Source organism: Bradyrhizobium sp. 154 (assembly GCF_023073875.1).
Lineage (GTDB): Bacteria > Pseudomonadota > Alphaproteobacteria > Rhizobiales > Xanthobacteraceae > Bradyrhizobium.
The window spans coordinates 1-22355 of the sequence record NZ_JADPKG010000041.1; the positions used below are offsets into that span (position 1 = coordinate 1).

Annotated in this window: 20 protein-coding genes; 10 read left to right on the forward strand and 10 right to left on the reverse strand. The window is 61.1% G+C overall.

Features of this window, described 5'->3' with window-relative positions; all coding sequences use genetic code 11:
* Positions 1 to 647 precede the first annotated feature (647 nt).
* Entirely contained in the window at positions 648 to 1484 is an 837-nt protein-coding gene (locus tag IVA92_RS08585; protein ID WP_247279853.1) for a tetratricopeptide repeat protein, read from the reverse strand.
* Between the two features lie 1287 nt (positions 1485 to 2771).
* Here IVA92_RS08585 and IVA92_RS08590 point away from each other — a divergent pair.
* Genes IVA92_RS08590 through IVA92_RS08605 form a run of 4 tightly spaced genes read left to right on the forward strand, consistent with a single transcriptional unit; the run spans position 2772 to position 4672 of the window.
* Entirely contained in the window at positions 2772 to 3119 is a 348-nt protein-coding gene (locus IVA92_RS08590; RefSeq protein WP_247279756.1) for a helix-turn-helix transcriptional regulator, read from the forward strand.
* 13 nt (positions 3120 to 3132) lie between these two features.
* Complete coding sequence (locus IVA92_RS08595) at positions 3133 to 3603, forward strand: ArsI/CadI family heavy metal resistance metalloenzyme (RefSeq protein WP_247279757.1); 471 nt, start codon at positions 3133 to 3135, stop codon at positions 3601 to 3603.
* A gap of 2 nt (positions 3604 to 3605) precedes the next feature.
* Positions 3606 to 3989, forward strand: a complete 384-nt coding sequence (gene arsC, locus IVA92_RS08600; protein WP_247279758.1) for an arsenate reductase (glutaredoxin) — start codon at positions 3606 to 3608, stop codon at positions 3987 to 3989.
* Positions 3989 to 4672 carry an MIP/aquaporin family protein gene (locus tag IVA92_RS08605; RefSeq protein WP_247279759.1) on the forward strand — a complete coding sequence of 228 codons (684 nt, stop codon included), beginning with the start codon at positions 3989 to 3991 and terminating at the stop codon, positions 4670 to 4672. Before arsC ends, IVA92_RS08605 begins: the two co-directional genes overlap by 1 nt.
* 581 nt (positions 4673 to 5253) lie before the next feature.
* Here IVA92_RS08605 and IVA92_RS08610 read toward each other — a convergent pair.
* From IVA92_RS08610 to IVA92_RS08620, 3 genes are all read right to left on the reverse strand, one after another.
* Complete coding sequence (locus IVA92_RS08610; protein ID WP_247279760.1) at positions 5254 to 6099, reverse strand: alpha/beta hydrolase; 846 nt, start codon at positions 6097 to 6099, stop codon at positions 5254 to 5256.
* A 143-nt stretch (positions 6100 to 6242) separates the two neighbouring features.
* Positions 6243 to 6686 carry a cache domain-containing protein gene (locus tag IVA92_RS08615; protein WP_247279761.1) on the reverse strand — a complete coding sequence of 148 codons (444 nt, stop codon included), beginning with the start codon at positions 6684 to 6686 and terminating at the stop codon, positions 6243 to 6245.
* A 158-nt stretch (positions 6687 to 6844) separates the two neighbouring features.
* Complete coding sequence (locus IVA92_RS08620) at positions 6845 to 7795, reverse strand: LysR family transcriptional regulator (RefSeq protein ID WP_247279762.1); 951 nt, start codon at positions 7793 to 7795, stop codon at positions 6845 to 6847.
* A 117-nt stretch (positions 7796 to 7912) separates the two neighbouring features.
* Here IVA92_RS08620 and IVA92_RS08625 point away from each other — a divergent pair, with 117 nt between their 5' ends.
* Both IVA92_RS08625 and IVA92_RS08630 read left to right on the forward strand, forming a co-directional pair.
* Positions 7913 to 8902, forward strand: a complete 990-nt coding sequence (locus tag IVA92_RS08625; protein ID WP_247279763.1) for a tripartite tricarboxylate transporter substrate-binding protein — start codon at positions 7913 to 7915, stop codon at positions 8900 to 8902.
* The gene (locus IVA92_RS08630; protein ID WP_247279764.1) at positions 8902 to 9513 is read left to right on the forward strand and encodes a protocatechuate 3,4-dioxygenase; all 612 of its coding nucleotides are present in this window, start codon (positions 8902 to 8904) and stop codon (positions 9511 to 9513) included. Before IVA92_RS08625 ends, IVA92_RS08630 begins: the two co-directional genes overlap by 1 nt.
* A 296-nt stretch (positions 9514 to 9809) precedes the next feature.
* Here IVA92_RS08630 and IVA92_RS08635 read toward each other — a convergent pair whose 3' ends face one another.
* Positions 9810 to 12761: a BTAD domain-containing putative transcriptional regulator gene (locus IVA92_RS08635; protein ID WP_247279765.1), complete on the reverse strand. Its 2952-nt coding sequence runs from the start codon at positions 12759 to 12761 to the stop codon at positions 9810 to 9812.
* A 211-nt stretch (positions 12762 to 12972) separates the two neighbouring features.
* Between IVA92_RS08635 and IVA92_RS08640 the strand changes: the two genes are divergently transcribed.
* The gene (locus tag IVA92_RS08640) at positions 12973 to 13263 is read left to right on the forward strand and encodes a hypothetical protein (protein WP_247279766.1); all 291 of its coding nucleotides are present in this window, start codon (positions 12973 to 12975) and stop codon (positions 13261 to 13263) included.
* 343 nt (positions 13264 to 13606) lie between these two features.
* Positions 13607 to 13996 (forward strand): hypothetical protein, encoded by a 390-nt coding sequence (locus IVA92_RS08645; protein WP_247279767.1) that lies wholly within the window; start codon positions 13607 to 13609, stop codon positions 13994 to 13996.
* Positions 13997 to 14302: 306 nt separating this feature from the next.
* On the opposite strand, the gene IVA92_RS08650 is transcribed toward IVA92_RS08645, so the two are convergent.
* The 4 genes from IVA92_RS08650 to IVA92_RS08665 form a co-directional block, all read right to left on the reverse strand.
* Complete coding sequence (locus IVA92_RS08650; RefSeq protein ID WP_247279768.1) at positions 14303 to 14728, reverse strand: DUF4440 domain-containing protein; 426 nt, start codon at positions 14726 to 14728, stop codon at positions 14303 to 14305.
* Between the two features lie 368 nt (positions 14729 to 15096).
* Positions 15097 to 15501 (reverse strand): YccF domain-containing protein, encoded by a 405-nt coding sequence (locus IVA92_RS08655; protein ID WP_247279769.1) that lies wholly within the window; start codon positions 15499 to 15501, stop codon positions 15097 to 15099.
* A 152-nt stretch (positions 15502 to 15653) separates the two neighbouring features.
* Positions 15654 to 17198 (reverse strand): acyl-CoA synthetase, encoded by a 1545-nt coding sequence (locus IVA92_RS08660; protein ID WP_247279770.1) that lies wholly within the window; start codon positions 17196 to 17198, stop codon positions 15654 to 15656.
* A gap of 125 nt (positions 17199 to 17323) precedes the next feature.
* A complete protein-coding gene (locus IVA92_RS08665) occupies positions 17324 to 18133 on the reverse strand; it encodes a crotonase/enoyl-CoA hydratase family protein (RefSeq protein ID WP_247279771.1) in 810 nt (269 codons plus the stop codon).
* Between the two features lie 105 nt (positions 18134 to 18238).
* On the opposite strand from IVA92_RS08665, the gene IVA92_RS08670 reads away from it, so the two are divergent.
* Together IVA92_RS08670 and IVA92_RS08675 are read left to right on the forward strand one after the other, a co-directional pair.
* On the forward strand, positions 18239 to 19111 hold the full coding sequence (locus IVA92_RS08670) for an SDR family oxidoreductase (protein ID WP_247279772.1): 873 nt from the start codon (positions 18239 to 18241) through the stop codon (positions 19109 to 19111).
* A 223-nt stretch (positions 19112 to 19334) separates the two neighbouring features.
* Entirely contained in the window at positions 19335 to 20912 is a 1578-nt protein-coding gene (locus IVA92_RS08675; RefSeq protein WP_247279773.1) for a fatty acid--CoA ligase, read from the forward strand.
* A gap of 113 nt (positions 20913 to 21025) precedes the next feature.
* Here IVA92_RS08675 and IVA92_RS08680 read toward each other — a convergent pair whose 3' ends face one another.
* Positions 21026 to 22300, reverse strand: a complete 1275-nt coding sequence (locus tag IVA92_RS08680; protein WP_247279774.1) for an acyl-CoA dehydrogenase family protein — start codon at positions 22298 to 22300, stop codon at positions 21026 to 21028.
* Positions 22301 to 22355: the final 55 nt, after the last annotated feature.

The following is a 22355-nucleotide window of genomic DNA, read 5'->3' on the forward strand; positions in this document are numbered from 1 at the left end:
GATCACCGGTCTACTTCAACACAGTTGCTCCCCGGGGAGCGATGCACTATTGCCCCCGTCGCCTTGCCGATGGCTGATGCCGCGGTCCGGTTGGGCCGCTCACATCACCGCAAGACTTGACGCACAGACCCCGGGCGTCAGGACCACACGCTTTTGCCGTCCGCGGACGTCCCTCCCACCCATTCGGAAGCTCGCGCGTGCTCGCCCCCGAACTCGAAAGGAAACGCTGTGACCGCGCCGTGTCGATCCCGCGGATCGCGATGGCTCACAGGCTTAGCCCGCCCTGCCACCTCGTCACGCGCCGGCGCTGCCGCGTCCATCGCATCCCGGCCGACGTATCGTGACGATCGCGAAACGCCCCTTTGACGGGCCGGGATGTTTTGCGATTTACCCGAAAATACGAATTCGGTCAATCAGAATTTTTCCGCTCTGCCCCTTGACTTACATGTGGCGTGATTCGCCCGCCCGGCAAAGCGAGTAATTATGCGAAGGCGTTGGAGCGCGTCCGCCTTGGCAGATGGAAGAAGGATGAACGCATCGTCACAACCGCCTTCGCATCGGCCGGAAGGCTGCCGGCCGCCGGTCGTCGACCAGCAAGGAATCCCGGCATAGCGATGGCAAGGACGCTGGCGTTGGGAAAGCAACCATCATGACGTACCTTCCTTGTATTGGCCTAGACGAACATCAGCGTGACAGAGGAAAAAACGCCAAGTCCCAGCAGGCGGATCTTTGGGGCTTAGGCGCAAAGCGATCTGAATCGGAGAAAACGCTTCGGCCGCGCGTCCCGCCGTAACAAGTACGATCCCCTTGGATGCATACGCGACGGGCGAATTAGGATCTATTTCCAAAGCTGCGTCGTATTCAGGTAAAGCTTCCTCAGGATTCCCGTAGTTCAGAATGTTTCCCTTGGCTACGTGCGCATTTGCGATCGCTGGGCGTTTTGCAAGAGCTTGATCTATTAGCTTGATCGCCCTCTTCTTGTCCTCGACTACCGATGATGACCATCCGTAGATCACGCCATCCGCTATGCACAACGTCTTGCCGATCATTGCATCTATGTTGTCCGGATCGAGGCGCAGTGCGCTGTCGAACAAGTCGTTTGCCTCTGCATTCGTCAACTTGGTCCGTGGGCCATAGCGCTTCGCCCAGCCGCGCATGCTGAAATCCACAGCGTCTGGATTGGTTGGTCTGTCCATTTGGCTGCGCCGGCTTTTGGCTTGGATGAGTTCGACGTTGAGAGAGCGGGCGAGCCGAGCCGTGACCTGCTCCTGTAGGGCCGTAAGATTTGACCGATCGCCGTCAAAGCGGTCCGACCAGACGTCGCGACCAGTCGACAGGTCGGAAAGTGATACGTTCATACGGACCCGATCTCCGGGCCGCTGCACCGCGCCCTGTACCGCCCATCGGATACCAAGGTCCTTGCCGAGCGTCTTCAAATCGACCTGCTTATTCTTATAGGTGAAAGCCGTCCCGCGACCGATCACGAACGTCAAACTTCCAGCAACCAACGACTGCCGCAATCACGATACGGCCGATGAACGAGGGCAACGTCCCGGAGTTCCTTCGGCTAATGCGAGGGATCGTCAGCTTTGAGCGCGGTGAGAACTTCAGCCTCACCGAAGCGGAGCTGCTTCGCCGTGGCTTCGGCGAGCGCCCTGAGTTTGGCGCTTACGTCGCGGATACGGGGCTAGGGTGGCTTGCTGGAAAGGCGGTCCACTACGAAATCCCGTTCATGCATACTCTGCGACCGCTTTTGATGCTGAAGTGGCTCTATGTTGAACCCGAGTGCCGAGGCGGCCGCGTCGGTCAAAGGCTCATGCGCCAAATGGCGCTACATGCGCGTACAACAGGGCACAAGTGCTTCTGCTGGTTCGTGCTGAACGACAATGGTTGGCGCAATCATTCTACCACGGTCTCGGTGCGACGGAGAACCTCGAGTGGCGGCGGTGGATCATGCCGTCCAACGCCTTGAACCAACTCGCGGACAGCGCAGATTGACCATCTGCTAGCAAGCCTAGAACACTGCCATCGCTACCGATCAGCGGCGATGCGGTCGAGACTCCCTTAATGGCCAGAGGACGCGGATGACGGATGCGCACACGTTGACGAAGTCGGCTTTGGGCAAAAAGCAAGAGATGGGCGTCGGTGGGAAAGCTCTAGCTTCCGTACGTTGGCCACGCATACATGAGCCAAATGCCGGGCAAAAGATCGATCGAACAACTGCGTTGGAGTTGCCTTGTCATTGCCGACAAGCGCACGGAAGAACACGAGAAACAGCAGGATCGCATAGACCGCCAGGTTCAGGAGAGAGAGAGTAATTCATCAAATGCTGGGCACCGAGCGCGAGTGCAGCCGGTCCGATCAGCTGAAAGAATGCGGTGAAAACGCCAAGGACTAGGCCAGCAAGCAGGCCGCCCAGCGTGGAAAGTACATGCACGGCCCCGTTTCCCTTCTTTTGCCTTCTCAGCTAGTCTAAAATCACTAAGTTCAGTGCATTGCTACTTCATTTCGCTCTCGAATGCCCATGTCTGCAGTGGACATGAGCCATCGCCCAGCACTGGGTACTTTGAGGCCCGCTTTCGCGACGTGAGATGACCGCTTTGGGTCAACCTCTGCCGTGGCAGCCCGGCAATCGTCTGTTGCCTTCCGACACCCGACATTCACCTCTCGTTGTTGAACGGCAGCCTCGGGCCAGTAGCGGCCCTCGCAGTATTTCAGCAATTACTGAAATATCCTTGACATTAACCAATCATTTCCATATTCGTTGAAATATGAAAAAGAAGGATGTTGTAGCAGCCCTAGCTGCTCTCGCTCAAGATAACCGGCTTGATGTATTCCGGTTGTTGGTGCAGGCCGGGCCAGAGGGAATGTCGGCCGGTGCGGTGTCAACGGCTCTCGACCTCGCGCCAAATACGCTGACCTTCCATTTGGATCGGCTAAGGATGGCGGGGCTTGTCACCGTGCGCCGCGATGGCCGCTCGATGATCTACGCTGCACAATTCGAGACCATGAATGAACTGCTCGGCTATCTCACCGAAAACTGCTGTGGCGGCACCATCGAATGCACGCCCGCCGTCGCCTGTAAGCCTGCGCGCAAGCGCGCGAAGGTCCCAGCCTAGAAGGAGTGATCCCATGAAACGCCTGCATGTTCACGTCGCCGTTGATGATCTCAGCCAATCGATCGGCTTCTATTCGGCGCTGTTCGCCGCCCAACCCGCTGTCGTCAAATCCGATTATGCAAAGTGGATGCTCGACGATCCGCGCGTAAACTTCGCGATCTCTGCACGAGGCCGGGAAGCTGGCCTTGATCATCTTGGCATTCAAGTCGAGGACGCCGAGGAATTGCAGGAGGTCTATACCCGCCTGCGCACCGCAGGCGGCAATGTAATTGAGCAAGGCCAGACGGCATGCTGCTATGCCAAATCTGAGAAGTCATGGATCGATGACCCGGCTGGCATTGCTTGGGAAACGTTTCTGACGACCGGCGAAAGCATCAACTACGGAGATGGCTCGGGCGAGAAAGAAGCCCGCATCGCGCACGAGAAGCAGAGCGGCGCGCGCTGTGCGCCCCAGCCAACGGCTAAAGCGTCGGCGTGCTGCTAATCATGGATGTCATTATCTACCACAACCTGGATTGCGGAACCTCGCGCAACACGCTTGGCATGATCCGCAATGCGGGGATCGAGCCGCACGTGATCGAGTACCTGAAAACACCTCCGGCACGTGCGCTGCTCAAACAACTGATCGAGCGCATGGGTGTGCCCGTGCGGTCGGTACTTCGCGAGAAAGGCACGCCGTTCAATGATCTCGGTTTAAACAAGCCGAACCTTACTGATGATCAGTTGCTTGATGCGATGATGGCGCATCCGATCTTGATAAATCGTCCAATCGTGGTTACGCCGAAGGCGGTGCGCCTATGCAGGCCTTCGGAAGCCGTCCTTGACCTTCTCCCGGCCCAACGCGGCGGTCAACGATCTTCGGCAACCTGATGCCGACGCTTGCACAGCGCGCCTTCGCCGAATGGTTAGGCACGGCGTTCCTGTTAGCGGCCGTGGTCGGCTCGGGCATTATGGCTCAAAACCTCGCGGGCGGGAACGTCGCGCTCGCGCTTCTCTGCAACACTATACCGACCGGCGCAATCCTCGTTGTATTGATCCTAATCTTCGGACCGATCTCAGGCGCACATTTCAATCCCGCTGTCTCAATTGCTTTCGGCCTGCGTAGGGAACTGTCGTGGCCTGACGCAGCGCTTTACATCGCCATGCAAGTCATCGGCGGAATGGCGGGCGTCTGGGCCGCGCATCTGATGTTTGACCTGCCGGTATGGCAATTCTCGACGACTGTGCGCTCGGGAGGCGGGCAATGGTTTGCGGAGGCGGTCGCGACCTTCGGACTTCTTCTTACGATTTTCGGTTGTGTTGCGCGAGCGTCGTCGGCGATACCCTACGCTGTCGGTCTCTACATCACCTCGGCTTACTGGTTCACGGCCTCGACTTCATTTGCCAATCCTGCCGTTACTATTGCGCGGGCTACGTCTAACACGTTCGCGGGAATTGCTCCCGCAGGTGTGGTCGCCTTCATCGCGGCGCAGTTAGCCGGGATGGCTACGGCGGTGATTGCCGGAAAATGGCTCTGGGATGAAGGTAGCGACAATAATCGCGAGCCACGATGAGGCGCGAGGTCCGGTTTGGGTCAAAGGCTGCCTTGGCCCGCTCGGATCGCCTTGTTCGGGTCACCTTTAGTAAGCGGACCTCGCGGCGCGCTCAGCTGAGGTCGGCACGGGGCAACTTGCGGACTTCGTCATTCCAATTTCGGTGCCGATAGCTATTCCACGGCCTTGCACAGTCCTTTTTCTTGCCAGCCGTGATCGTGTGCCCGATTGACCCAAGGTTCCCGCGTATCGTGCAGGACGAGCGCCAATGCACGCCGTTCGACAGTGCCCGTGGCGGTCGGCTTGTGCGGGACGTTCGCGCGCACAATGACTGGCTGCCTCCCGGTCGGCCGATTTGCCTGCCCTCTGGCGTCTCCATGCATCCTTCGCCTTGTACGACGTGAATCAGCTCTGGTCCGGCGTGACGGTGAACCGTTGTGGTTGCACCGGGCAGCATGATCGCCTCAGGGCCAGTAGCGGCCATCATCGTTAACCGAAAGGATGCCCGAAGTTTACGCGGCGTGCCGCAGTCCCGCACGACAATGCGCGAACGGCGCGCGAAATGAATTCGTCCGCCGCCGATGATCGTTAATTAGACGCGACTATTTCAGTCCCTTTACAAACGCGAGGATTGTATCTGTAAGAGTCGTGTCTTCCGTATTCACTGAGTAAATTTCCGACATGTGGCTATGGCCTTTCAGCACCGCAAACGTTTGGCAGTGATTGTTAGCGCACATCGCAGCCTTCAGAGTTTCTGCTTGGTCGATGTAGTACGGAACATCAATTTCTCCGCGCACGACTAACAATGGCAGCTTTGATTGGGCCAAGCCATTTAGCGAGGATCGCTCCCGCCACAATTCGGTATCCGCGCCGAAATAAGATTTCTGCCCCGCCACTTCGATTTGGGGGCGAAGGTCATATGTGCCGGACACAAGTATTGCACCGACGACCACGGGCACGGCTGCGCGCGCTAGGTAACTGCCGACGTGCGATGCCCCGGCAGAGTGCCCCATCAGAAAAATGCGGTTTGGATCGCCCCCGTAGTCCCGGATTTTCTCCTTTGTCCATGCCACTGCCGACGCGACATCGTCCGCCGCCGCGGGCCAGGGATAGTCGGGCGCGAGCCGGTAGGTCATGTTGACTCCGACCATCCCATTCTTCGTCGCCCACAACATGACATTGTCATAGTAGGGGCTTGAGCCGGCGCGCTTGTCGCCCCTCTCATATCCGCCGCCGTGAACGAAGATGAGAACGGGACGAGCCTCGGCGGTCGTTGCCCGAAACACGTCCAGCAGATTTCGCTCGTGTTGGCCGTACTTGATGTTTCGATCGACTGTTACATTTTCATACGGCTCTTTCGCTTGCAGCGGCGCGTACAACTTTCCCGTTTCGGGAGCATTTATCACAGCGCCCATTGCCTTAACCGCCTCAGCTTTATCCGGAGGCATTGGACCCGCCGAGGCTGACTGAAGGCTGAGCAACGTGGTTGCAATGGCAATAGACCGACGCATTTCCGACACCTCAAAATGGATTGCAGGATAATCTTCTTGGAAGGCAGGACCCTCAGCGCAAAATCCAGACGGCACTCGACCTATGGTGAGTACCCTACAAGACAAATGTATCCCGCGATTTTGGTAACGAAAGCGACCTTCGAAACGGGTGTTTTGTCAGCACCGGGACGTGGCGATAGATAGCTGACTTCTGAAAAAACTCCCTCTTGGGCGCGAGCCAGTTCTTCCCCATACGGCTTGCCCGAGGCGTCTTTACTATCCTTCTGAACAAGGCCGAGGCGCGCACGGTTGGGATTGGCCACCATCTTGCCGTCCGAGCCCGCGCAGGTCGGATACAAGTCCCGGTCGCTGAAGCTCGGGTCGCTCTTATTGATTTTTTCGATTGTTGCAGCCGGGTCGGCCTTAATGCCGGAGACGACCCTTTCGAGCATGGCGCGCGCCTCACTTGCGGTGCCGTACTGTTGACCAATGGCTGCTTGGATGAACAGGACTGAGGCGACGCCAGAAAGAATGATCCTAATCATCGTTCGCCCCCGACTAAGATAATGAATTCAATCCCTTTCCCTTCGCAGCTTCGAATCGGCCTGTCGAGATGCAAATTTGTGCTTGCGCTGCGCGTTTGATGGCGACTGGTAAAGTCCGCTGTGGGGCCATTAGGAAGTGCATCGCCTGAATTTACCGGTCAGGGTGTTCGCTTGCCAGCGAGCGGCTTGGCTATCTCCAGCGCGCAGTCTATGAATAGCCGCCGCGCTGGATTGGGAGTTCGGCCCTTCAGCGTGATGATTCCGATCGGCCACATCTGCGCAGGCATTTCGACAGGCAAGATTTTCATCGACAGCCGCTTGGCGCTGAAATGCAGCATCGATGCCGGAAGAAAGCTCAGGAAGCGCTCCGATGACAGCAATGCCGACTGCATCAGAATCGAGTACACGGTCACGCTGGGCCGCGGCACCTCGAGTGCGGACGCGTGAAATGCATTAGCAATCCAGCCGCCCGGAAAACTTTCGCGCGGTGGCAGGCACCAGCGCTCGTTGACCAACTCGGCGAGGCGGATCTTGCGCCGCCGCACCCACGGATTGTTCAAGCCTGCAACGACGACGCCGCTTTCGTGCAACAGCTCCCGCACATCGGTGTCAGCAGCCGGCGCCGGGCTCGGCAGCCGTCCGATCATCAGATCGATATCGTGGTTGCGCAGATGCCGGTCCTGAAGCTCCGGCGGTTCGCCCTCGATGATATGAAGCGCGAGCCTCGGATATTGGCGGGATAGCCGATCGATGATGGCAGGCAGCAGGCCAGCCATCACAGGTTCCGTACTGCCGATGCGCAATTCGCCGGTTGTCGGATCAGCCAGCGCTTGCAGCTCGTCCACGCCACTTCGCAAATCGTTGCTCAGGGCGATGCTACGTTTGAGCAACGCCTCGCCATAGAGCGTGGGCGCCACCCCGAGACGGCTTCGCTCGAGGAGCGGAAGGCCAAGCGTTTGCTCGAGGCTCGCGATCATCTTGGAAATGACGGGCTGCGAAATGGCAAGGTGCTCGGCCGCCTTCGCCATGCTCCCGTGCTCGACGACAGCGATGAAGACATTCAGCTGCCGCAGCTTGATACGCTGACTAATCTGGGATGCGTCGAACATGCGACCCTTTCCGAAACGGAATAGAAGGATCGGAAAATAGAACTTTCCATATATAGGTATCAGGAACAAGCTGCAAATCGATAGTGACTTCTCACTTGCGAGCTTTGGAGCAGCACCATGTCGGAGATACCGTACTTCCGCCTGCCCCGTCGCACGTTCCTGCTGGGGGCCCTTGCAGCATCGTTGTCGGCCCGTCAGGTCGCCGCGCAAACCTATCCATCCAACCTCATTCGAATTGTCGTCCCGACGAGTGCCGGCACGCCGCCCGACATCATCAGTCGCCTGGTGGCCGATGGACTTGCGGCCAACGAAGGTTGGCGGCTCGTCGTGGAAGATCGGCCGGGCGCTTTGCAAACCATCGCAATGAATGACGTAAGCGGCCGTCCGGCGGACGGCTACACGCTGCTCACCATGAGCTTGCCAATGATGGTTACTCCGACCCTGCTTCCGAAGGCAGAGACACGACCCGACGCGGATTTCGATCCGGTCGTCAAGATATCGACGTCCTACACGGTGCTCGTCACCACGCCATCGTTGCCCGTCAATTCCCTGCCCGAACTGGTCGCGCTGCTCAAGAGCAAGCCCGGAAAACTCAACTTCGCGTCCGCTGGCTTCGGCACACCTTCGCACCTGATTGGCGAGATGTTCGCATTGCAGGCCGGCGTGCACGCCACCCACGTACCCTATCAGCAGTTTTCGCAGGCTATCGCCGATCTGATCGGCGGCAACGTTGAATACATGTTCGTGACCACGCTTCCGGTCATCGACCTCATCGAGACCGGCAAGCTGCGCGCCCTCGCCGTCGCCGCGCCTGCGCGGATCGCCGCCCTCAAGAGCGTTCCCTCGGTGGCCGAAGCAGGCTTTCCAGATCTCGTGACGGCCGATTGGATCGGCTTTGCCGCCAGGCGAGGCACGCCCGCGGAGATCACCTTGCAGCTCAACAAAGCGATCAACAAGGTTCTTGCTGAGCCTAAAATCCGCGCTTCGCTCGACAAGATAGGAGCCGTGCCCGTCGGCGGCACCGCCGCAGAATTTGGCGATGGAATCCGGTCCGATGTTGCCCATTGGGCCAAGATCGTCAAGGACGCGAACATCAAGCTACCCTAATGAGCGATGCCGGACCCAAAGGCCGGACGGGCCGCCGCGATGAAGCAGCATTTGCGATCACGCCGCCGCAGATCGTCGGCCCGTTCTATCCAATTCGGGAACGTCCCGACCTGGCAACCAATCTGGCGCGCCCAATGGGCAGCGCCGCCGAGGCGCAGGGCCAGCTCATCTATGTCAGGGGGCGCGTGCTCACTCCTTCTGGAGAGCCGGTGTCGCATGCACTCATCGAAATCTGGCAAGCAAACGCTGCAGGGAAATATCGTCATCCGAGCGATATGAACCCAGCGCCGGTCGACCCCAATTTCAAGGGTTTCGCGCGCCTGACCGCAGACGCGTCCGGCTGCTACAGTTTTCGTACGATAAAACCGGGCCGCTATCCGACGGCAGAAGGCGAAATCAGGCCGCCGCACATTCACCTCACCGTCGACGGCCAGTTCGATCGCCTGGTAACCCAGCTCTATTTCGCTGGCGAAGCCGAAAACCTGACCGACCGCTGGCTCAACGCGGCTCCGCACCCCGACCGACTGATCGTCAACTTGCAAGAGCCGCCATCCCACCTCGAGAAGCACGCGATGGTCGCGGATTTCGACATAGTCTTGGCCAGCGGATGATGGCGGTGTAGGAGGGCTTCCAAGTCAGGCTTCGGGTCAACATCTGCCGTGGGAGTACCGCCCTACTCCAGTGATGGGGGTCGCGACCTCTGGGCGCAACGGGACTGCGACAGTCTCATACAGCTCTCGCATTCTGCGCCACACTGGCAGGTCCGCTCTGGGGTCACATGCTGAAGCGAAGAGACTTCACGGCCCTAATCCGCTCTCCAGCTGAAAGCAGACGGTCGTTGGATGGTCGGGCGAGGCAGCTAAGGGCCATCAGCGGCCATTCATTCCTGACCAATCCGCCGATAGACTTATCGACATTCGGCATTGGATGCACCCCTCGCGGCCAGCGCGTGCTGGACCTGGTTTGCCGCATAATCGACCATCTCGCGGTGAGCCATCGCCGCACCATGCCGCTTGGCCTCCGCGAAGGCGGCCTCGCCCATCACATCGCGAACGCGGGCGAGAGTGTCGGGCAACTCCTGGAAGAAGCTGGTGGACGGGATCATTTGGGAAAGGGCTCCGCTAAGCGTGGCCGCGACCGTCGGGTGGCCGAGCCGCTCAAACAGCAAAATAAGGGTGGCGGTCGTGAGGGTCGCAAGACCTATCTCTGTTGACTGGCCCCAGATCTCGAGCATTCGCGGCAGGGTTCGCAACGTCTTGACCGGATCGCCGCTCCGCACCTGCAACTCCGCGACGGCGGGGATGATGACGATCTCCCAGTAGCGATTACCGGATGTCCTTGCATGAGCAAGGGCCATCTCCAACGCATCCAGGGCACACCTTGGGTTGGCCTCGCTAAAGGCTCTTCCCTTGGAAAACAGCGCCGCGATGAGCGAACTTGGCGTTCGCGCGGCCGCAACCTTGTCAACGATGTCGTCGGCGATCGCCATCGCCTCGTCATGCGCGCCGGCCATCGCCAGGTAAAAAGGAAGCGTCGCCAGGCATTGCCGCTCGCGTCGGTCCGCCGGGTGCTCGGCGCCGGCACGCGCAAACTTGACAGCGCTTTCGGCATTGCCCTGTCGGGACGCAATCATGGCCAGAACAGAGAACGCCCAGACTGGCGGGTCGAAGTTGGCATTGCCTATCAGCGCTGTCGCTTCCTCGGCGTAGAGCGTCGCCTCTTGAACACGTCCCAGGTTCCAGGCCCTTTTTGCTGCATAAGTCAGCAGGGCGCCGAGCCGGCGATGGCCGGCGCGTCGTGCCGCATCGACGATCTCCGTCGGCCAATTGAGCGGTTCGCTGCGCACGCGGAGGACCGCCATGCTCGGGACCCTGGATGCGATCCGGGCCGCAACATCGATATCATCTTGGCTGCTCGCCCACCGAAACGCCGCGCGCAAATTGTCCACTTCCTGATCGAGCCAGACATAAGCCATCAATTGCTGCGGGCTTCGCCAAATCCTATGGTGCGTCTCAGCATCCTCCGCGAAAAATTGCGCATGGCGGCCCCGAAAGACCTCTGTTTCACCCAGCATCGCGAGCCGCTCCTCGGCAAACTGTCTGATGGTTTCGAGCTGGCTGTAGCGAACTGCATTCCCGACCCGTTTGGCGCTGAGCAGCGATTTTCGTACCAGTGAGTCCAGGAGATAGAGAACATCGGCGGCCGCGATGTCGCCGCCGCTACAGATGCGCTCGGCAGCCTCCAGCCCGAAACCTCCGGAAAATACCGATGCGCGCGAAAGCACGGCCTTCTCGGATGGCGACAACAGGTCATACGACCATTCGACGGCGTGGCGCAGCGTCTGATGTCGCTTCAAGACGTGTCGCGACCCGCTGGTGAGCAGACGGAAGCGTTCATGCAGGCGATCGCGGATCTGAGTGGGACTCATTGCCCGCGTTCGGGCTGCTGCGAGCTCGATGGCCAGCGGAATGCCATCAAGGCGGCGGCATATTTCACAGATCGTGTCGGCGTCACCATTGAGTTCGAAGTGTGGCTCCACGAATCGCGCGCGCTCCACGAACAGCTCCACCGCTGGCGCATCGATTCCGTCGCCGCACTCGAGGGGAAGCACCGGGTAGGTCCGCTCGCCGTGGACCATCAGCGTCTCCCGGCTGGTCGCCAGCAGGCTGACATGCGGGCATGTTGACAGGATCTCCCGTGCAAGGCCGGCTATCGCATCGATCAAGTGCTCGCAGTTGTCGAGAATGAGAAGCAGGCTCCGTCCGGCAAGCGCATTGGCGACGCTTTGCTCGATCGTCTTGCCGGGTTGTTGTGTGATGCCGAAGACGTCGGCGACGGCGTGACCGGTCGCATTGGGATCATCGAAAGCGGCAAGCTCCACCAGCCACGTGCCATCCGGATAGTTGTCACGCATCGTCGCCGCAAGCTGGAGGGCGAGCCGTGTCTTGCCGATCCCGCCGGGGCCGGTCAGCGTGACCAGCCGCGCGCTGGAAAGTATCCGGCCGGCTCTGGCGACATCTCTGTCGCGGCCCAGAAAGCTTGTTGCCTGGACGGGGAGATTACCCGGCGCGGCATTCGCATGCACCGATGGCGGAATGCTTCTGCTCAGGCCTTCCGTGTCGGGCACTTGATCGATCCAGCCGACCGCACCCTGTGGCACCGAACTACATATCGCTGAGGCTTTGGGCTGCGTACGGTTCCACTCTCGCAAGAGATGGCGCTGCAATGTCTTGGTCTGCGCGTCGGGCTCAATTCCCAATTCCCTGGAGAGCAGTTCGGCGCAGGTTCGATACTGGCGGAGCGCCGCGCCCTGTCTGCCCTGCCGGGCATACAGCCCCATCAGGGTGCGATGAACACGCTCTTGCAGGGGATCTGCGGCAAGCAGGCGGGTCGCAATGTGAATGCCACGTTCGATCACTCCTGCGGACAGGTGATGATCGAGCAGCTTCGCCATGCCTTCCAAGGCGAGTTCACGGAATCGCTGACGTTCCGCCGCTGCCCAGCTTTCAAATTCTGGTGCCGACACCTGAAAGCCGTCGAGGAATTCGCCACGATAGAGTCCGATGGCCCGCTCCAGGTTTGCCACGCCCGGCTCCGCGATAAGCTCCTCGAACACCCTTGCATCGATTTCGAGGGCGGCCGGCTCAAGGCGGATGGTGTCCTCCTGAGCGACCAATGCGGTAGGACAGATGTGCGACAAAGCCTTGCGCAAAAGGCTCAGCGCCTGTCGCAGACTGTCGCGGGCCTGCGCCTCATCGTGGTCGCCCCACAACAGCGCCGCAAGCTTTGGTCGCGCCTGCGGGTCGTCCGGGTGCAGTGCCAGATAGGCCAGCAGGGCTGTCGTCTTCTTGGTGGCCAACGGGATGGGCTCTCCGGTGTCCGTTTGGAGCCGGAAACTGCCAAGAAGTGCGAGGTTTGCCTTCGCCATATCCGCCGGCCCTGTACTCAGGGTGCAAAAAGACCCGGTCCGACGATTTTGCGAATTTATCACGCGCGCGCCGACAGGTCCATTGCGGCGGGTCGGTAGTCTACTCGCGAGGTCAGGGCCACCATTACCGATGGAGATTACGATGTGGAATCGCTTGTCGCTTGCCGCCGCCGCAGCCCTCGTGATGGGAACAGTCGGAGCCAATGCTGCAGAACTACCGACGTATGAAGTCCTGGGCTTTTCGATTACGCCGCACCAGTTCGTGATATTGGGACCGGCCAACGCGCAACAGGAAACGCCTGCGGCTGGCATATCCGCGCCGGTCCTGATGCCGCGCCAAGGGGCACGCGATGAGCGGACCGCCAGCAGCGGAGGACGCGCGATTACAGCGCTGGCCCTCTCTCCCGTTGTTGCGATCGACCCCACGCGGTAGATCGCGCTGTCGCGTGGTGGCTGATCTCCAGCAGCCACCGCGCGGCAGTCGCACTTCGTGATATCGCTGCGCTCCTTGCCGGCGAGCGAACGGAATGGGCGGACTATTTCCGAGATTTCAAGCCCGATGCCTTGAGGTCGTCCGAGGCAGGCATTTCATACCGGCGGTTCCACCGTCCGTCGAAGCAGCTGATCGCAACCTGTACACCCAGGAGCGTAGTAAGAGACCCGCTCCGCCCAAACCATCACTGCCGCGTGAACGAGACCGATTTGCGCGGCCACGAAGCCATCCCGAAACAAACTCGGCCTAGCGTCCTCACTGACCTGCAAAAGGAGCGACGGCCATGATCGGCGCAACTTGGAATCGCAAAGGACGCAAGCTCGTCATCGCAAATTCCCTGGCCGCTGCGGCTGCTTTATTGGTCGTGGCCGCTGCTCCCCGGCCTGTCTCGAGTGCCGCCCTCGGCAGTGAATGGCAATGTAGCAGGTCGGCGTTTGTTCTAACGACGTGCCGTCCAGCGTCTGAAGATGATGTGACGCGAAAGCCGCTGGCTGAAGCAAAGCCGCTGGCGGAAGCGCCGAGCTTAAGCGAACAGACCGGCGCCGGCTGGGGTGAACTTCACGTAGGTGTCACTCTCGTGCAACTCGAGCCAGCCTCGCTCGATCGCGAACTTGAGGCCGGCACGATACACCGCTGCCGTGGCCTTATCGCCGAAATAGGAACAGGACGTTGAACTTCTCGATGTAATTCCGGCCACATGGACCGGCCCCGTTGTGGACCCGCGCCGAGACTTTCTCGGTCTCGTGCGCAGATAGCAATGCGAGTCATTAATCTCATACCCGCTTGAGTTACGTTCCGAGCCCGCGCAGGCTCGATTTCAATTGCGGAGTTGACCGCGCTGCAACGGAGCGAGGTCCGCCCTGGGTCAAACTGCGAAACTCAGGATGAGAAAATCTGGTCCGCTCTGCCGCAAAAGCCGGACCTCCATGACACGAGCCGTGACTTCGCCCAATAACGGACACGTACGCCTACGGGCGGCCTACTTGCCCTCGTTCCATATGTCGGTGGCGAGCTTCCAGTCATTTCCGACCTTTTCCCAAACAACGACGTACTTCCCAGTCACTTCCTGCGGTGTCGGCCCTTTGGTCTTCAGAGCAAACGTGCCGATCTCGCGTGCCGCCGAAGGGCCGAGCGACTTCACGTCAACAGTTGTGAGCTTCGGGTCGCCGACTTGATCCGCCATGCCTTTCCACATTACTTCGATGGCTGCTCGGCCCTGCACCAACGAGGAGCCGGGCGGCATCGCGATCGCATCAGCGGTATAGAGCGAGCCGATACCAGAGAAATCGCCCTTGTTGAAGAATTCAATAAATTTGGTGTTGATCGCTTCAATCTCGGGCTTCTGAGCCAAAGCCGGAGCCGCCAGCGAGACCACGAATACCATCACCAGTACGATGTTGCGCATGATCGTCTCCAACTCAATGTACGATTCGATTGCAGCGCGGGTGTTGCCCACAGCGGAGGCGTCGAATGCCACATCCCAGACCGGGTTTGACAAAACAGCAACTCCGGGGAATTACCGTAAGAAATATTGACGAACTGAGTGCGACGTGGCGCCCTAGCCAACTCGCTCGGTCCTGAGAGCGACGAGAGTGATTGCTCCTTGCCGTGGCGGCCCGCGCGGACGAGATGACGCGCCGTATCGCCAGCGTCGATGCGGAGCGAACAGCTTCCCATCTTGGTTCACGTCCGAGTTGCGTCATCAACCGACGAGGCCCGCAAGCTGGGCCACTTCCGCTCTGCCGCCGGAGGCCGTCGTTGACAGGTCCATGCCTAAGCCGGCACGACCACCTTGCCGATCGGCCACAGCGCGATGCCTGCGAGCTTCAAATGCGCCCAGGCGAAGGGGATGCCGATGATGGTCACGGCGAGAACCAGGGCGGTGAGGAGATGGCCGAGGGCCAGCCACCAGCCGGCGAGCACGAACCAGATGATATTGCCGATCACCCCGAGCGGGCCGGTGCCGATATCGCTCATCCCGGTGACCTCGTCGCGCCGCACCGCCTTCGAGCCGAATGGCAGCAGCGTGTAGACGGCGATGTTGAAGGCCGCCCGCGCCCAGGGCAGGCCGATGATAGTGATGGCCATGATGACCGCGGCGATCAGCCAGCCGAACGCCATCCAGGCGCCGCCGATGAGGATCCAGAGCAGGTTGAGCAGGATGGAAACGGGAGCCATGGGATGATCCGAAGGTGGATGACGCCATCTATATAGGTTCGAAATCTGTCTCTGCGAAGACGGCTCGATACCCACAAAACGAAGCCCGGCTGCGCGAGGCGACATCCGGGACCTTGGCTCTCACTGTCCCGGGTATCGCCTTGCGCACCCGGCTAGATCTTGCGTCCGGCCTGCTCCCAATAGGGATCGCGCAGGCGGCGCTTGAAGATTTTTCCGGAATCTTCGCGCGGCAGCCCGCTGCGGATCTCGATGTGCTTCGGCACCTTGTAGTCGGCGAGCGAAGCCTTCAATCGCGCCCGGACCTCGGCGGCCTCGAGCGTGATGCCGGCCTGCGGCTCGACCACCGCCATCAGCGCCTCCCCGAACTCGGCATCGGGGATGCCGAACACGGCGCAATCATGCACGCCAGGCACTGCGTGCAGCACGGATTCGATCTCGGCCGGATAGATGTTGACGCCGCCTGAGATCACCATGTCGCGCTTACGGTCGCAGATGAAGACGTAACCGTCCTCGTCGATGTAGCCGACATCGCCGGAGGTGATGAAGCCATCGCGGTCGATCTCGGCGCGCTTCTCCGGCTTGTTGTGGTAGGTGAAATCGGCCATCCCGGCCATGCAGGAATAGATCTCGCCGACTTCGCCCACCGGAAGCACGCGGCCGTCATCCCCGATGAAGCGCAGTTCCGCGCCGGGCGAGATCCTGCCGACCGTGCCGGGCTTCTTCAGCGCATCCTCCGAGGTTGCGAAGGTGACCGCGCTGGACTCAGTCGAGCCGTAGAATTCGTAGATCACCGGTCCCCACCATTCGATCATGGCGCGCTTGACGTCGGCCGGACATGGCGCGGCGGCATGGATGACGTGGCGCAGCGAGGAGACGTCATATTTCCTGCGCACCTCTTCCGGCAGCTTCATCAGGCGGATGAACATGGTCGGCACCATGAAGATGGTGTCGATCCTGTATCGTTCGATGAGTTCGAGAAATTCTTCGGCCTCGAAGCGCGGCATCAGCACCAGTGCGCCCCCGAGCTTGCCGGCGCGGATGCCGAAGGAGTTGGGCGCGGAATGATAGAGCGGGCCCGGCAACAGCGCGCGGGCGCCGGGCTTGAGGCCGTAGATCATCGCGCGCATGCGCTCGCCGGCAGCCTGCTGCTCCGGCGTCGGCGCATTGCGGCGGACGCCCTTGGGATGGCCTGTCGTCCCCGAGGTGTAGATCATGCTCATCGGCTGCGGCACGACCGGGCCGTCATAGGGTTGTTGCTGGGCGAGCCAAGACTCAAAATCGATCGCGAACTCCGGAATCTTCAGATGATCCGGATCGATCTTGTAATTGGACAGGATTTCCGGCGGCGTCGGCACGCTGAGCACGGTGACGCCGTTCGATATGGCACCGCGCAAGGCATGCAGCATGTCGGCATGTCCGATCAGCACGGAGGTGCCGGTATCCTCCAGGATGTAATTGATCTCCTCCGGCTTGAAGTGCCAGTTGATGGGCACGCCATAGGCGCCGAGCCGCATCGCAGCATAGGCGGCCTCCAGGAAGGCGATGTCGTTGCGCATCAGCATGCAGACGCAATCACCTGGCTTGACGCCGAGCTCGGCAAGGCCACTCGCGATGCGGTCGGCACGGTCAGCGACCTCGGCGTGAGAGCGGCGACGGTTGCCGGAGACGATGCCCAGGAATTGAGACGTTTCGCTCATTTGTTCTTCTTCTTGTTCAAAGTCGCCCTCATGGTGAGGAGGCGCAAAGCGCCGTCTCGAACCATGAGAGCCCGTGGCCCATCCCTCGAGACGCCGCTGCGCGGCTCGTCGGGATGAGGTCTGTGTTAATCCGCAAACTTCGGCGCGCGCTTCTCCAGATTGGCCCGCACCGCCTCGGTCTGGTTCGCGCTGCCGATCAGCTTCTGCTGCTCGACGGATTCGGCGAGCAGCGCGGGGCCCGGATCGACCGAGAGATTGTTGAGCAGGCGTTTTGCCGCACGGATCGCGTCGGGACTCTTGCCAGCGATCTCGCGCGCGGCTTCCAGGGCCGCTGCGCGCGGATCGTCGCAGATGCGGGTGGCGAGGCCGTAAGTCATCGCCTCCTGCGCGGAGAAGATGCGGCCGGTGTAGGTGAGATCGCGCAGGATGTCGTCGCGCACCAGGCTTGCCAGGATCGGCGTGCCCGCCATGTCGGGCACGAGGCCCCATTTGATCTCCATGATCGACATCCGCGTATCGGGTGCGAGGAAGCGCATGTCGGCGCCGAGCGAGAGCTGGAAGCCGCCGCCGAAAGCAACGCCGTGGACGGCCGCAATCACAGGCACCGGAAGCTGACGCCAGCCCCACACCGCGGCCTGCGGAAAGTTCGCCTGCCCATGCGTGCGCTTGGTGAGGTCACGATTTTCGCCACCCGGAATTCCGTTGCCACCCTTCTCCTTCATGGCGGCAAAACGCCCCATGTCGAGGCCGGCGCAGAAAGCGCGGCCCTCGCCGGACAGCACGACGACGCGCACGCCCTTTTCCTTCGAAAGCCGCTCGGTCGCAGCGACAAGGGCCTCGAACATGGCCTGATCCAGCGCATTCATCTTGTCGGCGCGCATCAGGCGCACGTCGGCGACGCCGTCCGAGATCAAAATCGAGACGCGCTCTTCCATGGATGAATTCTCCCCTGTTCTTGTTCAGTGCCGCTTTACAGGACGCTGGCGGCCGGATTTAGTCAATCGACCAATTAACTGACAATCCCTACGGGGGAAACACCCATGTTCAAGGAAAATCTTCTGGCCGGACGCCGCATTCTCGTGACCGGCGGCGGCACCGGGCTCGGCAAGTCGATGGCGGCGCGCTTCCTCCAGCTCGGCGCCGAGGTGCACATCTGCGGCCGGCGTAAGATCGTGTGCGACGAGACCGCGACCGAATTGATGGATCTCTATGGCGGCCGCGTCACCAGCCATGGTGTCGACATCCGCAACGCTCTCGCGGTGGAGGAGATGATCGAGACCATCTTTCGCGACGGTCCCCTCACCGATCTCATCAACAATGCTGCCGGCAATTTCATCTCGCGCAGCGAGGAGCTCTCGCCGCGCGGCTTCGATGCCGTCGCCAGCATCGTCATGCACGGCACGTTCTACGTCACGCAGGCGGTCGGCAAGCGCTGGATCGCCTTGAAGCAGCCCGGCAACGTCGTCTCGATCACCGTGACCTGGGTGCGCAACGGCTCGCCTTACGTGGTGCCATCGGCGATGAGCAAGTCGGCGATCCACGCCATGACGATGTCGCTCGCCACCGAATGGGGCCGCTACGGCATCCGCCTCAACACCATCGCGCCGGGCGAAATCCCGACCGAAGGCATGAGCAAGCGGATCAAGCCCGGCGACGAGGCCGGCGCGCGCACCAAGGCGATGAACCCGATGGGCCGAGTCGGCACCATGGAGGAACTGCAGAACCTCGCGGTGTTCCTGATCTCCGGCGGCTGCGACTGGATCAACGGCGAGACCATCGCCATGGACGGCGCGCAGGCGCTCGCCATGGGCGGCAATTTCTACCAGCTCCGGGACTGGAGCGACGACGACTGGAAAGCCGCGCGCGAGAGCATCATGGCGCAGAACGAGAAGGACCGGGCCAAACGGGGATGATCTCCCCCGTGCCCCGGACGCAGCGCAGCGCGCCGCCTTCGGCCTGGTGCGCTGCTGAGCGCCGGGGCCCATCTCGCCGGATGCTGGGTCCCGGCTGAGCAGCGCATCACTTCGTGATGCGTCGCGTTCGGGGACACGAAACCGCGGCTGATTTGTCCCGTCTTGTCTTCACCCGCGGATGACGCCACACTCTGCGGCATAAGAACAAGACGACGGCAGAAACATGCCCACACAGCCTCTGGCCAATCTCGCCGACATGGTGCGCGAGCGCGCGAAAAGCCGCGGCAGCGCCATTGCCTACGAGTTCGAGGGCCGACTCACCAGCTTCGCCGAATTCGACGTCAACACCAACAAGGTCGCCCACGCGTTGATCGCAATGGGCGTGAAGAAAGGCGACCGCATCGCCTATCTCGGCAAGAACAGCGACATCTATTTCGAGCTGTTGATGGGCGCCATGAAGGCCGGTGTGGTGATGGCGCCAGTGAATTGGCGGCTCGCGGGACCCGAGGTCGCCTTCATCGTCGAGGACTGCAAGGCGCCGGTGCTGTTCGTCGGGCCGGAGTTCATCGCGCTCGTTCGCCAAATCAAGGACCAGTTGCCGGGCCTGCGTACAATCATCACCACCGAAGGCGGCGCGCCGGAATGGCAGGATTTTGCGGCTTGGCGGGACACGCAGAGCGGTGACGATCCGAGGGTCCCGATCGACACCAAGGATATCGCGATCCAGCTCTATACGTCGGGTACGACCGGCAAGCCGAAGGGCGCAATGCTCTCGCACGCGAACTTCCTCAATCTGGTACAGACCGGTAATGCCGAGGACAAGCCGGAGTGGAACCGGTGGTCGACCGATGATGTCTCGCTGGTGGCGATGCCGATCTTCCACATCGGCGGCTCGGGCTGGGGCGTGATGGGGCTCTATCACGGCGCCCGCGGCGTGATCGCGCGCGAGTTCGATCCGACCAAGGTTCTGGACTTCTTCGAGCAGTCCGGGATCACGAAGCTGTTCATGGTGCCGGCGGCAATGCAGTTCGTGGTGCGGCAGCCGCGCGCGAAGACGGTCGATTTCTCGCGGCTGAAATACATGCTGTATGGCGCCTCGCCAATTCCGGCGGCGCTGCTGAAGGAGTGCATCGAGGTCTTCAAATGCGGTTTCGTGCAAATGTACGGCATGACCGAGACCACCGGCACCATCGTCGCGCTGCCGCCGGAAGACCACATCGAGGGACTGGAGCGGATGCGCTCGGCCGGCAAGGCACTGCCGGGCGTCGAGATCGCGATCCTGGACGTCGACGGCAAGCCGCTGCCGCCGCGCCAGGTCGGCGAGATCGCGACGCGCTCGGGCTCCAACATGGCCGGGTATTGGAACCTGCCCGAGGCGACCGCCGCTGCGCTTCGTTCCGACGGCTGGCTGCGCACCGGCGATGCCGGCTACATGGACGAGGACGGGTATCTCTATATCCACGATCGCATCAAGGACATGATCATCTCGGGCGGCGAGAACATCTACCCGGCCGAGGTCGAGAGTGCGTTGTGCGATCATCCTGATGTCGCGGAGGCCGCCGTGATCGGCGTGCCTGACGACAAATGGGGCGAGGCGGTGAAGGCCATGGTGGTCATGAAGCCTGGCAAGCAGGCCACAGCCACCGACATCATCAACTTCACCCGCGAGCGCATCGCTGGCTACAAGACGCCCAAGACCGTGGAGTTTCTGCCGGCGCTGCCGAGGAATCCGAGCGGCAAGATTTTGCGGCGCCAATTGCGTGAGCCGTATTGGGCCGGGAAAGAGCGACGGGTGAATTGACCGCGTAGTGCCGTAGGATGGGCAAAGGCGCAAAGCGCCGCGCCCTCCATTCTTCGACGATTGCGGGAGAGGTGGTGGGCACGCTTCGCTTTGCCCACCCTACGGTGCTAGCGCTAATGCTTCCCCGGCCCCATATAGCCGAACAAGAACCCGGCCACCTTCCGCATCTGGATCTCCTCACTGCCCTCGGTGATGCGATAGCGCCGGTGGTGGCGGTAGATGTGCTCGAACGGCTTGTGGCGTGAGTAGCCCATGCCGCCATGGACCTGCATGGCGCGGTCGGCGGATTCGCAGCAGAGGCGGTTTGCCCAGTAATTGCACATGGAGACGCGATCAGAGAGCGTGCGCTCAATCTGCTCTTCGGTGAGCTGGTCCATCTCCCAGGCAGTCTTGCGGATCAGAAGACGCAGCATCTCGGCCTGCGTGGCGAGCTCGACCAGCGGGAACTGGATCGCCTGATTCTCGGCGAGCGCCTTGCCGAACGGCTTGCGCTCGCGGGCATATTTCACGCTCTCGTTGATGCAGTAAACCGCGGCGCCGAGCGAGCTCGCGGCCTGGCGGATGCGGTTCTGGTGCACGAAGCACTGCGCCAGCGACAGGCCGCGGCCCACCTCGCCGAACAGCGCATCCTCGGGCACGAACACGTCCGTGAAGCTGACGCGGGGATGGTCGGTCGGCATGTTGAAGGTCCACATGTACTCCTCGACCTTGACGCCGTCGCTCTTCGCCGGCACCAGGAAACAGGTGATGCCGCGCGCATCGCCGTGATTGCCGCTCGTGCGCGCAAACAGCGCGCAATGCGTGGCAACATGCATGCCTGTCGTCCACATCTTGTCGCCGTTGATGATCCAGCCCTTGACGTTGTCGCGGGTCGCCGGCACCGCGCGCGTCTCCATATGGGTGGCGTCCGAGCCGTGATGCGGCTCGGTTAGGCCAAAGGTGATGCGGTACTTGCCTTTGATCGAGCCGTCGATCATCGCCTTCTGATCGTCGCGGCCGTAGCGGTCGAGCATGGTGACAACGGGGAAATTGCCGACGATGGAATGCTCGTTCTGGAGATCGTTGTGCAGGCCGAGTCCCTTGGCGGCAAAATGCTCGCGGATCACGGCCATCCAGAGATTGGAGCCGTCCTTGCCGCCAAATTGCTTCGGCACCGGAAAACGCAGATGACCCGCGGCGTCCGCCAGGTCCTTGGCCTTGCGCAGCAGCGCCTCCCATTCGTGGCGCGGCAGGCCGCCATTCTCGAAATCGGTGCGCGCCCATTCGCGGCGGTGATCGAAGAAGCGGATGTTGTCATCGGCCTCCTCCAGCGGCTTGATCTCGCGCTCGATGAAACGGTCGAGCTCTCCGAGATAGGCGACGAGATCGTCAGGCAATGAGAAATCCAAGGGTCTCTCCCTCAATGATTTTTCGTTTTGCGTTAAGGCGCTAAGCGCATTCTTG

Coding starts and splice junctions, on each gene's coding strand:
- IVA92_RS08620 (WP_247279762.1), bottom strand. CDS start 7,795: ATGTTCGACGCATCCCAGATTAGTCAGCGTATCAAGCTGCGGCAGCTG.
- IVA92_RS08645 (WP_247279767.1), top strand. CDS start 13,607: ATGATCGGCGCAACTTGGAATCGCAAAGGACGCAAGCTCGTCATCGCA.
- IVA92_RS08675 (WP_247279773.1), top strand. CDS start 19,335: ATGCCCACACAGCCTCTGGCCAATCTCGCCGACATGGTGCGCGAGCGC.
- IVA92_RS08655 (WP_247279769.1), bottom strand. CDS start 15,501: ATGGCTCCCGTTTCCATCCTGCTCAACCTGCTCTGGATCCTCATCGGC.
- IVA92_RS08605 (WP_247279759.1), top strand. CDS start 3,989: ATGCCGACGCTTGCACAGCGCGCCTTCGCCGAATGGTTAGGCACGGCG.
- IVA92_RS08590 (WP_247279756.1), top strand. CDS start 2,772: ATGAAAAAGAAGGATGTTGTAGCAGCCCTAGCTGCTCTCGCTCAAGAT.
- IVA92_RS08610 (WP_247279760.1), bottom strand. CDS start 6,099: ATGCCTCCGGATAAAGCTGAGGCGGTTAAGGCAATGGGCGCTGTGATA.
- IVA92_RS08595 (WP_247279757.1), top strand. CDS start 3,133: ATGAAACGCCTGCATGTTCACGTCGCCGTTGATGATCTCAGCCAATCG.
- IVA92_RS08660 (WP_247279770.1), bottom strand. CDS start 17,198: ATGAGCGAAACGTCTCAATTCCTGGGCATCGTCTCCGGCAACCGTCGC.
- IVA92_RS08670 (WP_247279772.1), top strand. CDS start 18,239: ATGTTCAAGGAAAATCTTCTGGCCGGACGCCGCATTCTCGTGACCGGC.
- IVA92_RS08665 (WP_247279771.1), bottom strand. CDS start 18,133: ATGGAAGAGCGCGTCTCGATTTTGATCTCGGACGGCGTCGCCGACGTG.
- arsC (WP_247279758.1), top strand. CDS start 3,606: ATGGATGTCATTATCTACCACAACCTGGATTGCGGAACCTCGCGCAAC.
- IVA92_RS08650 (WP_247279768.1), bottom strand. CDS start 14,728: ATGCGCAACATCGTACTGGTGATGGTATTCGTGGTCTCGCTGGCGGCT.
- IVA92_RS08630 (WP_247279764.1), top strand. CDS start 8,902: ATGAGCGATGCCGGACCCAAAGGCCGGACGGGCCGCCGCGATGAAGCA.
- IVA92_RS08615 (WP_247279761.1), bottom strand. CDS start 6,686: ATGATTAGGATCATTCTTTCTGGCGTCGCCTCAGTCCTGTTCATCCAA.
- IVA92_RS08640 (WP_247279766.1), top strand. CDS start 12,973: ATGTGGAATCGCTTGTCGCTTGCCGCCGCCGCAGCCCTCGTGATGGGA.
- IVA92_RS08625 (WP_247279763.1), top strand. CDS start 7,913: ATGTCGGAGATACCGTACTTCCGCCTGCCCCGTCGCACGTTCCTGCTG.